Origin of the sequence: Actinomadura sp. 7K507 (assembly GCF_004348425.1) — a bacterium.
Classification (GTDB): Bacteria; Actinomycetota; Actinomycetes; order Streptosporangiales; family Streptosporangiaceae; genus Spirillospora.
The window spans coordinates 1-15,313 of sequence record NZ_SMKK01000227.1 but is presented as its reverse complement, the minus strand read 5'-3'; the positions used below and the strand labels follow the sequence as shown (position 1 = coordinate 15,313).

The 15,313-nt window shown below is 73.5% G+C and carries 9 protein-coding genes; 4 read left to right on the top strand and 5 right to left on the bottom strand.

Annotation, left to right across the window (positions count from 1 at the left end; genetic code table 11):
• Positions 1 to 526: 526 nt before the first annotated feature.
• A complete protein-coding gene (locus E1285_RS35820; RefSeq protein WP_165966903.1) occupies positions 527 to 1,393 on the top strand; it encodes a M48 family metalloprotease in 867 nt (288 codons plus the stop codon).
• A 4-nt stretch (positions 1,394 to 1,397) separates the two neighbouring features.
• On the opposite strand, the gene E1285_RS35815 is transcribed toward E1285_RS35820, so the two are convergent.
• The gene (locus E1285_RS35815; RefSeq protein WP_132159030.1) at positions 1,398 to 3,596 is read right to left on the bottom strand and encodes a PspC domain-containing protein; all 2,199 of its coding nucleotides are present in this window, start codon (positions 3,594 to 3,596) and stop codon (positions 1,398 to 1,400) included.
• Positions 3,597 to 3,898: 302 nt separating this feature from the next.
• On the opposite strand from E1285_RS35815, the gene E1285_RS35810 reads away from it, so the two are divergent.
• From E1285_RS35810 to E1285_RS35800, 3 genes are all read left to right on the top strand, one after another.
• Positions 3,899 to 4,474 (top strand): exonuclease, encoded by a 576-nt coding sequence (locus tag E1285_RS35810; RefSeq protein ID WP_132159029.1) that lies wholly within the window; start codon positions 3,899 to 3,901, stop codon positions 4,472 to 4,474.
• Positions 4,475 to 4,476: 2 nt separating this feature from the next.
• Complete coding sequence (locus E1285_RS35805; protein WP_132159028.1) at positions 4,477 to 7,242, top strand: ATP-binding protein; 2,766 nt, start codon at positions 4,477 to 4,479, stop codon at positions 7,240 to 7,242.
• Between the two features lie 78 nt (positions 7,243 to 7,320).
• Complete coding sequence (locus E1285_RS35800) at positions 7,321 to 7,911, top strand: DUF1361 domain-containing protein (protein ID WP_207947066.1); 591 nt, start codon at positions 7,321 to 7,323, stop codon at positions 7,909 to 7,911.
• A gap of 13 nt (positions 7,912 to 7,924) precedes the next feature.
• On the opposite strand, the gene E1285_RS35795 is transcribed toward E1285_RS35800, so the two are convergent.
• From E1285_RS35795 to E1285_RS35780, 4 genes are all read right to left on the bottom strand, one after another.
• A complete protein-coding gene (locus E1285_RS35795) occupies positions 7,925 to 8,659 on the bottom strand; it encodes a maleylpyruvate isomerase family mycothiol-dependent enzyme (protein WP_132159026.1) in 735 nt (244 codons plus the stop codon).
• 121 nt (positions 8,660 to 8,780) lie between these two features.
• Complete coding sequence (locus E1285_RS35790; RefSeq protein WP_132159025.1) at positions 8,781 to 10,001, bottom strand: nucleotide disphospho-sugar-binding domain-containing protein; 1,221 nt, start codon at positions 9,999 to 10,001, stop codon at positions 8,781 to 8,783.
• Positions 10,002 to 10,044: 43 nt separating this feature from the next.
• Positions 10,045 to 14,319: a beta-ketoacyl synthase N-terminal-like domain-containing protein gene (locus tag E1285_RS35785; protein WP_165966902.1), complete on the bottom strand. Its 4,275-nt coding sequence runs from the start codon at positions 14,317 to 14,319 to the stop codon at positions 10,045 to 10,047.
• Positions 14,316 to 15,313 (bottom strand): SDR family NAD(P)-dependent oxidoreductase (locus tag E1285_RS35780; RefSeq protein ID WP_132159023.1); only part of this gene is annotated, 998 nt, incomplete at its 5' end. The genes E1285_RS35780 and E1285_RS35785, both read right to left, overlap by 4 nt.

The window sequence follows — 15,313 nt, the reverse complement described above, 5'->3', positions numbered from 1 at the left end:
GCCCAGGGCGCAGCAGCCGCAACCGCAACCGCCGCCGTCACCGCCCGCGCCTCCCTCACCCCCACCTCCCCAGGCCTCGGCGCCCAGTGCGCCGACGGCCCGGGAGCCTGGACCGCAAAGGCCGCCGCCTCTGCCTCGCGGTAGGCCTGTGCCCATGCCACCGCGGGACGCCGAGCCGACGCCTCAGGCGATGCCCGGTCCCCCGTCGCCGCCCCAGTCACCGCCACCCCTTGGCGAGGCGAACCCGGCGCACGGCGAGACGCCGCGGCGGCCGGAGCCGGCGTCTCGGGAGCCGGAGGCCGCGCCGCCTTTGCGGGAGGCCGCGCCTGCTCCAGAGGCATCGGTTCCGGACGTGGCGGCGACAGGGCAGCCGGCGCAGACGTCGGCGCTTCACATGCCGGCGGCCGCGGGGACGCAGGGCCGGGCCGGGCCGGTTCCGGCGGTGCCTCACGGGCCCGCGGGACGGGCGCCGGCGGCGCAGGCCACTCCGATGGCGCAGGCCACTCCGGCCGTTGAGGCCACTCCGGTGGCTGAGGGATGGCACGTTCCGACTCCGGGGCGTTACCTGCCTCCCGGGCGGCCCCCGGAGGCGCCGTCGGGACGGGCGGGGGTTCCGGTCGGGCTGATCGTGGCCGTCGAGGCCGTCGCCGTGGCGGGCGTCGCGTTCGGGGGGCACCTGGTCTGGCCGGTCTGGGGCGCGGTGGCCGTGGTCGCGGTGTGGGCGGTTCTGCTGGCGGCGCCCCTGGCCGCCCGTCGGGCCTACGGGTACCGCGAACCGGCGGCGGCCGAGCGCGTCCAGGTGGAACAGGCCTGGCGGAACGTCCAGGGACGCGCGGGAACGGCCGCGTACCGGCTGGTCGTCGTCGAATCGGAGGCGTTGAACGCCTGCACACCGTTCGGGCGGACCGTCGCGGTCACGTCCCATTCGGCGCGTTCGCTCCCGCCGGGAACGCTGGAGGCCGTGCTCGCGCACGAGCTGGGGCATCTGCTGGGCTGGCGGGCCGTGCCGGCGTTCCTCCACGCGCAGGTCACGCTGCCGAGCCGTGCGCTGACGTGGGTACTGCGCGGGACGTGGGCCCCGGTCGGCCCGATGTGGAAGCGGGCCGTCGCGTGGCATCGGCCGATCGGGTTCGTGGCCGCGTTCCTCCTGACCGTCCTCGCGACGGCGGTCACCGTCGCGGTCGCGCTGCCCGCGGCGGCCGCTCAGGCCGCCTCCCGGGCCGCGCGCCTGCCGCGCGGGCGGGCGGAGGCGCGGGCGGACGCCGCCGCGGTCCGGCTGGGGTTCGGCGCCGAACTGGTCGCGGTCGTGGAGCATCGCATCGAGCACGCCCCGCACGGGTTGCCGATGCCTCTCGTCCGGCGGGCCCAGGGGCTGCGGCGGCGGCTCGGCTGAGCGGTCAGCTCTTGCCGCCGAACAGCGGCGGCGGCCCCTGCCGGGGTTCGCCGGGTCCGCGCGGCCCGGTCTGCTGGCCGGGCGGCGCTCCCGGGTCGGCCGACAGCGGCGCCCGGGGCGGCGGTGGCGCGGGCGGGGTGGCCCACTGCGAGGCCGGAGTCGTGCCCCATCGCGGCGGCTGCTCCGTGGGGCGGGGCTGCTCCGTGGTGCGGGGCTCCGTGCCGCCAGGCGAGGTCAGGGGCTGGTCGGAGGCGGGAATGGCCTGCGGTGCGGGCGGATCCGGGAGGGGGCCGGTGGTGACGCGGTCCAGAGTGATGATCGCGGGGTCGCATTCGACGGGGGTGATGGTGCGGCCGCCGCCGGGAGCCGACACGACCATCAGCAGCGCGTGGTCCGGGAGGTGCTGGAGGGTGACGGGTTCGACGACGTACTCGTACACGCGCTGCGTCGTGTCGGCGTCGCTCCAGTTGGTGCCCTCGGCGTAGGAGTAGGCGGCCGACCAGTTCCGGGACGTCGACGTGGCGGTGCCCTCGGTGTCGCTGGTGCTGGTGCCGCCGCCCCGGTTGCGGCCGCGCTGGTAGGAGGTGGAGCGGTCGGGGAACAGCCCGAACATCTCGCCGCCGGAGTAGCCGACGCCGGACGAGCGGCTCGTCCCCCAGTTGCGCGACTCGCCCGCCGTGTGGCTCGTGCTGTAGGTCTCCGAGTCGCCCTCGCCCTGGGTGTCGGTCGACGTGTGGGACTCGTTCCCGCCGATGTTCTTCGTGATCTGCGACAGGATGAACCGGTGGTCGCGCCCGATGAAGTCGGCGGCGCGCGAGGCGTCCTCGTGGTTGCCGAGCCGCATGAACGCGACGGCGCCGCCGCCGATCATCTCCGCGGACGTCTCCCGCAGCCGCCGGAACAGCAGGGTCAGCGGGACGCCGCGCCGCTCGCACGCGTCCGAGAGCCGTTCCAGGTGGCGGCGGGCCAGCTCGTCGGCGCCGACGACGATCAGCGCGGGCGTCGAGTCCCGGGACGCGGTGATGCGGTGCGTGACCCACTGCACGATCAGGTCGGTGAGCAGCTCGGAGCGGACGTTGCGGGCCTGGCTGTCGAGCGCGATGCACGTCAGGTAGCCGGTGCCGTCCTTGGACGGCTCTGTCCCGAGGTCCTCCAGCGGATGTACGTAGGACTCGATCCGCGACAGGCTGGCATGGGCCTGGCGGCGGTACTCGACGGTGAACAGCTCGCCGGCGATGTGCCGCCGCTCGTCGCGGGTCAGCACGTCGCCGTCGTCGGGTTCGCCCATCAGCGCGCGGAGGGCCGCGGCGATCCGGCCCAAGGTGACGTCGTCGCCGAGGGCGCCGCACACCTTGGTCAGGATGCGGTCGTCCATGCTGCGGTCCGCGCGCACGGCGTCGGGGGTGCCGCCGTGCATGGACTCGACGATCGCGTCCACGAGGTCCTGCGGCGACATGTCCCTCAGGAGGGTGGACGAGGCCTGGCGGCTGGGCAGCAGTTGCGCGTCCACCCCCATCCAGGCCGCCCGGGACAGCTCGACCAGTTCACGGCTGATGACCTCCCTGGACAGGTCGAGGACCAGCAGCGGCTGGACGGCGAGTGTGGACGCCCCATACGTGGTGAGCAGCGCCTCCCATGCCCATAGCGTCCCGCCGAACACGTCGAGGCGGCGACCGGGCCGGGGAGCCGCGCCCCATTCGGGCAGGCCGTCGAGCCGCGCGCGCTCTGCGGAGTCGTGGGCGTGCTTGCGCGCCTGCCATTGCCGGGTCTGTTCCTGGTAGCCGCTCCCGATCTGCTGCTGGGCGAGCTCGTACGCCTGCCGGGCGTGCTGCCGTTGCCGGACGGCCCACGACGTCAGTGCCGTCCCCGGCGCCGCGACGATGACCGCGAGCAGCAGCGCCCCGATCGGGGCCGTCATGTCGGCCGGGGAGCTTCCGGCCGAGCAGGCCCCGTACAGCAGCAGGACGGCGGCGATGCCCCCGCTGATCGGAAGGGTCCGGCTCAGCCGGCGCCGCGCGAGCTGTTCGGTCTCGCGGACGCGGCGCGCCAGGTAGTCCGGTAAGACCTGCTGCCGCGGCGGTGCCTCCGGGAAGGGGCGCAGGAACCACCAGCGGTCCCGGAACACCCAGCCGAGGCGGGGTTCGGGGCTGAACAGCCGCTCACGGCGCGACAGCAGCCCTCCATGATCGACCGGTCTGCCCATCACGAGGCTGAACCCCCGTTCCGTTCGGGTGCCGTCCTGCCAGGGTGCCGACTTGTCAGGGTGCCGGCGTGCTCGTCACGTCATCCGGGGCGCTGCGGGCGGCCACCGGGCGGGGAGGGCGTGGCGATGCGCAAACAACCCAAGCAGATTGACAGGGAACTTGTCAGGCCCTCCGCCTCGAATCAGCCTTCCCAATGCCGGGCTTGCTCAATAGCCTGACTGCCCATGGCGAACGACGAGGACGTAGGCGCGGAACGGGCCGGGCGTCCGCCGTCCGCGCCGATCCGGACAGGGCGGGTGTGATGGCGCGGGTCGAGCTGTACGTCTCGGTGGACGTCGAGGCGGACGGTCCGATTCCCGGGCCGTACTCGATGCTCAGCTTCGGGATGGCCGTGTGCGGGACGTTCGACGGGACGGAGTTCACGGCGTCCGACCCGTCCGAGCGGACCTTCTACGCGGAGCTGAAGCCGATCGGCGACGACTTCGATCCGAAGGCGCTGGAGGTGAGCGGGCTCGATCGCGGGCGGCTCGTCCGGGAGGGCCGCGATCCGGCGGAGGCGATGGACGCGGCGGCCGCGTGGGTCAGGACGGTCGCGGGCGGCGCGCTGCCGGTGCTGGTGGCGTACCCGCTGGCCTACGACTGGATGTGGCTGTACTGGTACTGGATGCGGTTCACGTCGCGCTCGCCGTTCGGGCATTCGCGGCATCTCGATATCAAGAGCCTCTACGCGGCCAAGGCGGGAGCGATGGTCGCCCAGTCAACGAAACGGCAGATGCCCGCAGCGCTGCTGCCGGACCGTCCGCACACCCACAACGCCCTGGACGACGCCCTGGAGCAGGCCGAACTGTTCCAGAACCTGTTCCGCTGGGGCGGCTGACCATGTGGGACGTGGTGCGCGGCCTGCCGGTCTGCCGCCTGCTGGAGGTTCCGCGCCGGGACGAGGCGGACGGGCGGGACGAGTGGCGTGACCAGCGGCTCGCCGCGCTGGTGTCGGCCTACCACGCGGGCAAGGACCCGGTCCTGGTCGGCTGGCGGCGGGCGCAGCCGTTCGGCCCCACGGAGGTGTTCGTCGGCGGCGACGGCCTCCTCGCCGACCGCGAGGGGAACGCCGCGACGCTCAGCCTCCCGGCCGGCGGACGCGGCGTCATGCTCCCCCAGGGCGTCGCCGAGGACTCGATGGCGCACTGGGTCGGCATCGGCGCGGTCGCCGACGGGCTGCTGGTGGACGACCCGCCCGGGAACGACCGGGCCGACGAACCCGCGAGGCCGTCCCTGGAGGACTGCCTGCTGTCGGTGTGGATGCAGCCGTTCGCGTGGATGCTGGCCGCCGAGCCCATGACGGGCCCGGAGACCGAGCGGCTGGCCGACGACCTGGCCGACCGGCAGCAGCGCGCCCAGTCGATGGCGGAGATGTCGCCCGAGTACTCGGTCACCGCCGTCCGGATGGAGCGGCGCCACCGCGAGGTGCGGCAGGCGGCGACATCCGGCCTGTGGCGGGTCCACCTGATGGCCGGGGCGGCGACGCCGCAGGCCGCGGCGCGGGTCGCGGCGCTGGTGTGCGCGTCGGCCGACCTCAGCCGGCTGCCGTACGCGCTCGTCCCCGGGGCGTCCGGGCCGTTCGAGGCGAGCACGCAGCTGGTGGCGGCGCTGGCGCGCCCGCCCGTCCGGGAGGTCGCCGGCGTCCGGTTCGCGATGCGGCCCGAGTTCGACGTGACACCCGAGTTCGACGCGGCAGGGCTCGGTACGGGGTCCGGCCCGGCGAACGCCGCGGTGCCGCTGGGGCGGGTCCTGGACCGCAACCGCCGCGAGGTGGGTCCGCTGTCGCTGCCGCTGTCCAGCCTGAACCGGCACACGTTCGTGTGCGGCGCGACCGGCGCGGGCAAGTCGCAGACCGTCCGGTCGCTGCTCGCGGCCGCCTCGCACACCGGGCTGCCGTGGCTGGTGGTCGAGCCCGCCAAGGCGGAGTACCGGCTGATGGCGGCGCGGCTCCCGGACGCGGAGGTCGTCGCGATCCGTCCCGGTGACGCGGACGCGATCGCCGCCGGGATCAATCCACTCGAACCGGCCCGGGGCCCCGACGGGCGGCCGTTCCCGCTGCAGACCCACGCCGATCTCGTCCGCGCGCTGTTCCTCGCCGCCTTCGACGCGGACGAGCCGTTCCCCCAGGTGCTCGCCGGGGCGCTGACCCGCTGCTACGAGCGGCTCGGCTGGGACCTGGCGCTCGGCGAGCCGTCCGTCCCCGGGACGTCGCCCCGCTACCCGACGCTCGCGGACCTGCAGGCCACCGCCGAGCAGGTCGTCACCGACATCGGCTACGGCCAGGAGATCACCGACAACGTCCGCGGGTTCATCCGCGTCCGGCTGTCGAGCCTCCGGCTCGGCACCACCGGGCGGTTCTTCGAGGGCGGCCACCCGATCGACTTCGACGCGCTGCTCGCCCGCAACGTCGTGCTGGAGATCGAGGACGTCGGGGACGACCGCGACAAGGCGTTCCTGATGGGCACGGTCCTGGTGCGGCTGGTCGAGCACCTGCGGATGCGGCAGCGCCAGGGCGGCTCGGCGGGGCTGCGGCACCTCAGCGTGTTCGAGGAGGCGCACCGGCTGCTGCGGCGCAGCGAGGAGGCGGGGCCCGCGTCCCACGCCGTGGAGACGTTCGCGAGCCTCCTCGCGGAGATCCGCGCGTACGGGGAGGGGCTGATCGTGGCGGAGCAGATCCCGTCGAAGCTCGTCCCGGACGTCATCAAGAACACCGCCGTCAAGATCGTCCACCGGCTGCCGGCGAAGGACGACCGGGACGCGGTCGGCGCCACGATGAACATCACCGACGACCAGTCGCGGTTCCTGGTCACGCTCACTCCCGGCGAGGGGGCCGTGTTCACCGACGGCATGGACTTCCCGCACCTGGTCCGCATGCCGGACGGCTCGCACCTGGAGACGTCCGCGCCGGTCGCGTCCCCGCGGGTCCTGGTCAGCCCTCGCAGCAGCACGTGCGGGGCGGACTGCCGCGACTCGCCGTGCACCCTCCGCGACATGCGCGCCGCCCAGCGCACCCTGGAGGATCGTCCCGAACTCGTCCTCTGGAGCGAACTCGCCGCGGCCGCCCACCTCACCGGGTGGGGCAATCCCGGCCCTCCCCCCGCCGTGCTGGACGGGCTGCCCGCACGACTCCGCGACTGCGCCCTCTCCCACGCCGTCGACGCCGCCGTCGCGTCCCGCGGCGCCCACGCGGCCCTGGCCGACCATCTCGTGCGGGCTTTCCACGAACGTTCCTGCGGAGCCGACGAGATTGAATACTTCGCCGCGTCGTACCGCTGGTGCCTTCTCCTAGAGGAACTCCAGCAAGCGCACCAGACGGACCCTGAGGCGGGCAGGCATCCCAGAAGCGACGAATGGGGCTCCCTCTACGGACGCGTGATTCCCGGTGACACGCTCGCCGAGCAACTCAGGCATGTCACCGCCTGGTGGGATCGCGACCAACGCGACCCCGACGCCCGCACCCTCGTTCTCTGGGGCACCACCCCGGCGATGGAAACCGCCGTGGGCGCCCTCCGGGGCGACTCCGACTGGGCCGACCGGCTCCGCGAAGCGACGTCCCGCCTCCAGCCGCCGGACGGCCTATTGGATTCCTATATCAACGACGGCTAATGCACTATGGATGTCATGGGGATCCTGGAGCAGGTAGCACCGAATCTGGTAGACGTCCTCCGCCGTGATGCCATGTGGATGACGTGGAACACCATCCTGGCCTGGATTCCCGTGGGTCTCGCCTGGCTCGTCTTCCGCGGCGACCGCGTTTCCCACTCACCTTTCTGGTGGGCGGGCATGGCGCTATTCATCCTCTTTCTGCCGAATGCCCCGTATGTCGTCACGGACATCGTCCACCTCCGCGGCGACGTCCTCGCGGCGAACGACGGCGGCCCGGTGATGACCGCGATCCTGCCCGTCTACGCGGTGTTCATCGGATCGGGTTTCCTGGCCTACTACCTCGCCCTGCGCGCCGCGCTCGACCATCTCACCCGGCTCGGCCTGGAAGCCTGGCGCTTCCCGGCCACGGTGGCCGCGCACGGCCTGTGCGCCATCGGCGTCTTCCTCGGGCGGTGGGCCCGCCTCAACAGCTGGGAACCGGTCATCGACCCGCATGGAACACTCGAACGGATCTTCATCCACCTGACCTGGACGTGGGCGCCGGTGCTGATCCTGGCGACCTTCCTGGTCACCTGGGTCGGCCATTTCATGACCAGGGCGGTGGCCGAGGCCTCCTTCGAGGTCACCCGGAAGGGCGCACGCATCCTCCGCGCGAACCTCACGTCCTGACCGGCACGTCCGGTCAGGCGGCGTAATTGCGGACGAGGCGAAGCGCGTCGGCGGCGTGCGGCCCTTCGGCGATGAGACCGGTCTGCCCAGGCGTCAGCCGCTGCGCACCGACACGGCAGAACTCCGCCGCCGGGCCGGTGATTCTCGTGGGGGCGTCGGGGCCGCCGAACGTCCAGCGGGTTCCGTCGGGCGCGCTGAGATCGCAGAAGACCGGGACTTCCGCGAGCCCCGCCAGAGAAAAGGCGTAGGGCAGCGTCCGATGAGCCAGCCAGGCCACGTGCCGGAGCCGTGCCGTGTCGGGATAGGCGATCCCGAGCGGAACGGTGATGTCCAGCGCATGCGCCCAATGCTCGGCGAGCCTCGTCGTCGCCAGAGTCCGCGGAGACAACGACGTCCGCACCCAGGGCAGCCGGGTCCCCGCAGGATGAGCGCGCAACACGCCGGGAGAGGCGAACGCCGCCCTGCGCCACCGCGCCAGCAATTCCTCCGGCGGTATCCCACGCTCGGCGGAGACCATGTCCGCGGCAAGGGCGTCCACCGTCGTCCCCTCCCCCGACAGGAACGCCTCGCCCGCCCCTGACGGCGGAGCGATGATCACTTCCTCGGTCTGGACGAGGTGCAGAACGACATCGGAGACCGTCCACCCGTCGGCGCCGGACGGCCGGGCCCATTGTTCCTGAGTCAACGACCCGAGCACCGCATCGAGCTGCCGGTACTCGGCGGCCAGGTCCTCGAAGACATCCGCCATCCGGCCACCATACCGAATCTCATTCGGTATGAACCGTCCACTCCCGGCCAGGACGACCCGGCTCGGATCCGGCGCCCGGGGCACGTCCACCTCCGCGTGTGCGGCATGGCGTCGTCCGCCGTCAGGCGAGTTTCTCCAGGCGGTCGGCGGCTTCGGCGGCGCCTCCGGCGGAGGCGATGGAGTCCCGGACGCGTTCGGCGGCGGCGCGGTGCGGGCCGTCTGCGAGGACGGTCGCCAGGGCGGTCCGGAGTTCGTCCGGTCGAGCGCTGGTGTGGCCGACGGTGATGCCCACTCCCGCGGCCTCGACCTGGCGGGCGACGGTCGGCTGGTCGTCCAGGACCGGGGACACGACCAGCGGGACGCCGTGGGAGAGGGACGCGCAGACGATGTCGTGGGCACCGTGGCAGACGACGGCGGAGACCTGTTCGAGCAGCTTGTCCTGCGGGACCTGCTCGCGGACGAGGACGTTCGGCGGCGGGTCGGCCACCACGCCCTGGGGCGCCGCGATGATCGCCTGGAAGTCCATGTCACGGGCCGCCTCGGCGGCGACATTGAGGAACCGGTCGGCGGAGGGGCTGTTCGTCGCGCCCAGGGTGATCAGGGCGGCGGGGCGGCCGTCCAGCCGGTCCCAGGGGAACGCGCGCGGCGCGGCACGTCCGGGCGCAGGGCCGACGAAGGCGAAATGATCGGGGAAGAACGAGATGTCGCCGATGAGGGCGCCCGGGGAGAAGACCAGGACGAGGTGGTCGGAGAAGCGCAGGTCGAGCAGGTCGTCGATGCCGTGGTCGAGCTGGAAGCCCGCGATCTGGTCGCGGACCCACTCCTCGGCCTCCGGCATGGCGGCGAGCGGGCGGGCGAACTCGGCGGACGTCGCGGCCGAGGTGGCCCAGGGGATCCCGCGGCGCCGGGCCGCGACGGGGGCGGCGAAGGCGTACTGGTCGGCGATCACGACGTCCGGGCGGAAGCGGTCGACGGCCTTCTCGACGCCCGGCATCATCGCGTGGCCGAGAGGCACGAGGAACTCCTCCCAGCGGAAGCGGAGGGCGGCGAGGCCGCGCAGGTCCAGCCAGTCGCGCCGGACGCCGTGCATGCGCTTCTCGAAGTCCTCCTCGACGGCGCCGAAGACGCGGGAGCCGTGGCGGAGCCGGGATTCGAGGGACGGCCGGTGGCCCGTCCAGGCGACCTTGTGGCCGCGGCGGGCCAGTTCGGCGGCGACCGCCACACTGGAGGTGATGGGGCCGTCCACCGGCGGGGCGAACAGGAACCGGCGTTCGGGTGTTCTCACGCGCCGGATACCGGGGTCGCCGAGCAGGGACGGCACCTGGACGCGGCGGGCGTTCATCGGGCGGCTCCAGCGGGCGTCCGCGTGCCGGTGACGTCGTCGTTCATGCGTGGGCCTCCTCAATGTCCGTTCCGCCGGACTCGACCGTCCAGGCCACGACGTGTCCTTCGACTTCGCGTGTCTCCACTGTCGTGACCGTGCCGTTGGCGGCGATCAGTAGCCGTTCGGCGTCGGCGACGGTCACGACCATTTCGGGACGGTCGGAACCGGTGTTCATCGACTGCAGTACTGCTTGCTTGGCCGCACGGACACGTGCGTCCTTCTCGCCTTGGGCGAGTCCGATGCCGGCTGGTTCGTGGCCCGGTCGTACCAGGGCCACGGCCAGTTCGGCATCCGAGGCGATGGAGATGGTGAGCGGGCCGTCGAACGGTCCCGTCACCAGTGGCCCGTCATGGACGGTTAGTTCTGCGGGGAACAGGGGCCCGTGCCCGTTGCGCCATAGGTGGTCCCGGACGGCGTCCTTGGCCGCGATCCGTCCGAGCAGCCATGGTCCTTGCGCGAACGGCGGGAGGGCTTCGTACTCGGCGCGTTCGCCGGCGCAGAGGTACAGGCGCATGAGGAGGTCGCGGGACGCGGTGCCGTCCCAGCGTTTGCGGGCCAGGCACCAGCCGCCCGGTTGCGGCTCCCCCGTTCCGGACACTTCGGCGGTGAACTTCATCCGCCAGAGGGCTTCGTCCGTGTAGAAGCGGTGGGTGGTCCAGCCGTCGACGCGTCCCCATACCGTTCCGTTCCCGCGGAGGATCTCGGCTGAGCAGCGCATCGTCGTGTCGGTGAGGGACTGGTTCCAGACGGTCGTCTCCAGGTGCTCCCCGGCGGGCGGCAACGGCCCGTACAGGGAGACCCGTTCGATCCCGACCGGGAACACGGTCTGGTTGGTGTCGCCGTACACCTGGATCCAGTGGCAGCAGAGTTGCCCTGCGCTGTCCAGGAGCGCGCCTGGCGCGGGAAGCGCGGTCAGGACGGCACGCACACCGTCCTCTGCGAGAGCCGTGATCTCGGTGATGCCGCGGAAGAGGGGCCCTTGGAACATCCAGCGTTCCTCGTACAGCCGTTCCGCGGTGACTATGGGCGGGCCTTCGATGGTGAGTGGCGTGCGGTCCGGCGCGGGTGGCATCGGGTAGTGATCGGCGAGGAGGACCGTCCCGTCCGCGTGGCCCTGGATGACGACCTTCACTCTGCGGGGCCGGTCTCTCCCGCCCGCGTGGTGGGCGCCGTCGGCGAGGTGGGCATCGACGTCGGCCGTGGTCGGCGGGGCGGCCACGACCCAGCGGACGGCGCGGACGTCCTCGAAGCCGACGACGACCATGCCGGGCAGCAGTTCCCGTGCCGTACCGGCCATGACCTCCAGCAGCGTCGTCAACGGAACGATCGGAAACCTGTCCGACATGTCAGGCCAGCCGGGCGCCTGCGGGAACACGCAGTGATCGCTCACGTAGGGCATCGCGTCGAGCGAGAAGACACGGGAGACGGAAAGCTCCCGGGCCACCGGCGACGCCTCGCCGGACGGCGCGGGCACCGCCCCGCCGCCGAACGCCTCCAGCACCGTCTGCGCCCCGGCGGTCGCGTCGTTGAGCAGCGCCTCCAGCTCGGCCATGACCGGATCGTCGGCCGGAAGCGACGGGACACCGGGCGTGAGGCGGATGGGCGGCACGGCACCGTCCAGCCTGACCAGCGGCGTTCCGAGATCGAGAGGCATGCCCGTGGCGGTCGCGGGGGGCGGCGACGCGCCGTACCCCTCGGCCCACAGCGCGGCGACGACGCGGCGGAGCTGGGCCATCCCGTCCCGGTCCGGCACGTTGACGGCCATCGCGAGGTGCTCGCGGTCGCCGAGCCTGTCGCCGACGAACCCCGTGAGGCTCCCCGGCCCGACCTGCACGAACGCGCGCACGTGGGCGGCGCCGTACAGTTCCTCGATCAGCTCGCTGAACCGGACGGGCTCCAGCAGGTGCCGCACGACGAGCTCGCGCACGGCGGCGGGCGAACGCGGGTAGGGCGCGACGGTCGTCGCCGACCACAGCGGCACGCGCGGCTCGTGCATCTCCAGGTCCTCGAACGCGAGCCGCACCTGCTTCTCGTAGGCCTCGGCGAGCGGCGTGTGGAAGCCCGCCCGGAACGGCAGCTCCTGACCGAGGACGCCCTCGGACGCGAGCCGCCCGAGGATCTCGCGGACCTCGCCGGCCGGGCCGCAGATCACCGACTGGTGCGGGCAGTTGTCATGGCTGACGAGGACGCCGGAGCGTCCCCCCGCGGCCTCGTCCGCGCGGGCCGCGCCGCAGCCGAGCGCCGCGTAGACGACGTCCGGCGCGCCGCCGCCGAGGACCTGGATGCCGTCGAGGGCCTGGACGAACGACTCGGCCGCACCGGCGTCGAACATCCCCGCCGCGATCGTCGCCGTCCATTCGCCGAGGCTGTGACCTGCGACGACGTCCGGTTCAACGCCGAGTTCGGCGAGCGCCGCGGCGAGCAGGCGCCCGACGCCGATGATGTCCGCGACCTGCCCCGTCCAGCCGGTGCCTCCGGTCGGCTCGGGCTTGGGCATCCCGAAGTGCTCGGCGACATCGTCCACGCGGGGGTCGAAGGCGGCCTCGAAACCGGGGAACAGGAACGCCAGCCGTCCCCCCTCGGCCAGAAGCGGACGGGGTGAGAACCACACGTCGCTACGGCCTCGCCAAGCGGTTCCGCGCTGAACGACGGCTCGTGCCAGATCGAGCCTGCGGGACGTCGGTGCGACTATCGCGATGCGACATGGAAGGTCGGGAACGTCCTCCCGCACGCGCGACAGAAGCTCTTCGTCCGGTGCGGCCAGGGCGCCGGCCAGTTCATCGGTCGTGCGGGCGGCCAGCCTCAGGACGACCTCGTCCGACTGTGGGGTGTCGAGCCGCCGGGGCCTCCTCGCCCGCCTGGCACCGCCCGACGGCGGCTCCTGCAAGATCACATGCGCGTTCGCGCCGCCGAACCCGAACGCGTTCACCGCCGCCCGCCGCGGACCGTGCCTCCGCCCCCACTCGGCGGCGTCCCGGACGAGCCGCAGCCTCCCGTCCTCCAGCGAGGCGTGCGGGTCGTCCACGTGCAGCGTCGGCGGCAGGACACCGTCGCGCAGCGCGTACGCGGCCTTGATCAGCCCGGCGATCCCGGCGGCCGGCATCGCGTGCCCGATCATCGACTTGACCGTGCCGAGGCCGATCGGCGGGCCGTCGGTCCCGAACACCCGGCGCAGCGTCGCCAGCTCCGCCTCGTCGCCCGCCGGAGTCGCGGTGCCGTGCGCCTCGATCAGCCCCAGCGCCCCGGGCGCCGACGGGTCGAGGCCCGCGTCCCGCCACGCCCGCTCGACCGCCAGGACCTGCCCGTCCACCAGCGGGCTCATGATGCTCGACGCGCGGCCGTCGCTGGACGACCCGGCGCCCAGGACGACCGCGTGGATCCGGTCTCCGGCCCGCTCGGCGTCCGACAGCCGCTTGAGCAGGACGACCCCGGTGCCCTCGGCCAGGAGCGTCCCGTCGGCCGCCCGGTCGAACGGGCGGATCGTCTCGCTCGGGCTGAGCGCGCGAAGCTGGCTGAAAACGCTCCAGACGGTCGCGTGGTGGGCGTGGTGGACGGCCCCGGCCAGCATCGCGTCGGCCTGGCCGCACCGCAGCGCGCGCACGGCGTGCTCGACCGCCAGCAGCGACGACGCGCACGCCGCGTCCAGCGTGTACGCGGGGCCGCGCAGGTCGAACCCGTGGGCGATGCGGGACGCGGCGAAGCTCGGCACCAGCCCGGTCGAGGCGTCCGGGCCGTCCGGCCCCAGCCGCTCGCAGAATGCCCGGCGGATCTCGTCCAGCCGCTGCTTCCCGAGTTCCGGGACCAGCTCGGCCAGGATCCCGGCGACCTGGTGGGACGTCCTGACCCGCTGGTCGAACCGCGCCACGCCCGGCGTGATGTAGCCGCCGCGCCCGATGACGACGCCGATCCTGGCCCGGTCGGGGAGCCGCTCGTCGCCGCCCGCGTCCGCGATCGCGTCCCCGGCCGTCCGCAGCGCGAGGAGCTGGTCGGGCTCCATGCCCGGCACCGCCGCCGGCGTGATCCCGAACCGCGCCGGGTCGAACGTGGCCAGGTCGTCGACGAACCCGCCGCGGCGGCAGTAGAACCGGTCGCTCTCCGGTGCCCGCCCGTACGCGCCGGGGTCGTAGTAGACCGCGGGATCCCAGCGCCCGGCCGGCACCTCGGTGATCGCGTCGAACCCGGCCAGGACGTTGCGCCACAGCTCGGCCGCCGACCCGGCGCCGGGGAACACCGCCCCGGCGCCGACGATCGCGATCGGCTCCCGAGCGCGGTTCACCGGACCGCCCAGGTGAGCACGACCTGCGTCTCGTCCCCGTGTGCGATCTCCCGCAGCAGCGCCGCGGCCCCCGCGTCCGGGTCGATCAGGCCCGCGTCCGGCTCGACCGGCCCGGCGTCGCCGGGCTCGGCGCCGCCCGCCGGTTCGCCGCGGGCCCACGGCCCGAAGTCGGCGACGAGCACGCGCCCGCGCAGCCGCGTCCGCCAGACATGCGCGAGCGTGCCGCAGGCGTCGGCCGCCGCCGCGCGGTCGATCCGGCCGCGGCCGCCGTGCACACCGGCGATGCCGCCGAGCACGACGAAGAACCCGATGTCCGGCCGGACGGCCTGGGCGAGCGCGCACGCCCCGTCCACCTTCGTCCGGTACACGCGTTCGAACGAGTCGGGCGTCTTGTCCCGGACGAGCCGGTCTTCCACGAGCCCGGCCCCGTGGACGACCCCGTCGAGCCGCCCGTGCCGCGCGTGGACGTTCCGGACGACATCCCGCACAGCCTGCGAATTCCGCACGTCCGCCGCGTGATACCGGACGGACGCCGCATGCTCCCGCAGCGCGTCCAGGTTCCGGCGTATCCGCCGCTCCGCGAGTATCCGCCGGATCGTCGCCTCGATCTCGCCGGACCGCCCCTCGGCGACCAGCGCCCGCCGGAGCCCGGCCTCGTCCGGAACGTCCGGGAACGGGGGATCACCCAGCGGCTCCGGCGTGCGCCCCATGACCTCGATGTGGCAGCCGCTCGTCCGGGCCAGTTCCAGCGCCACCCGCGCGGTCACGCCCCCCGCGCCCCCGCTGAGCAGCACGACCCCGTCCGGCCCGAGGGGGATCGCGGGCTCGCCGTGCAACTCCGCCGGCACCACGCTCAGGCCACGCCGCAGGCCGCCCTCATGCCCGACCACGACCGGCGCCTCCGCGTCCAGCAGCTCCGCCAGGAACCGCTGCGCGATGGCCCGCGGGGTGTCCTTGGTGTCGACGTCAAGCGCGCGCACGAGCACCTCGGGGT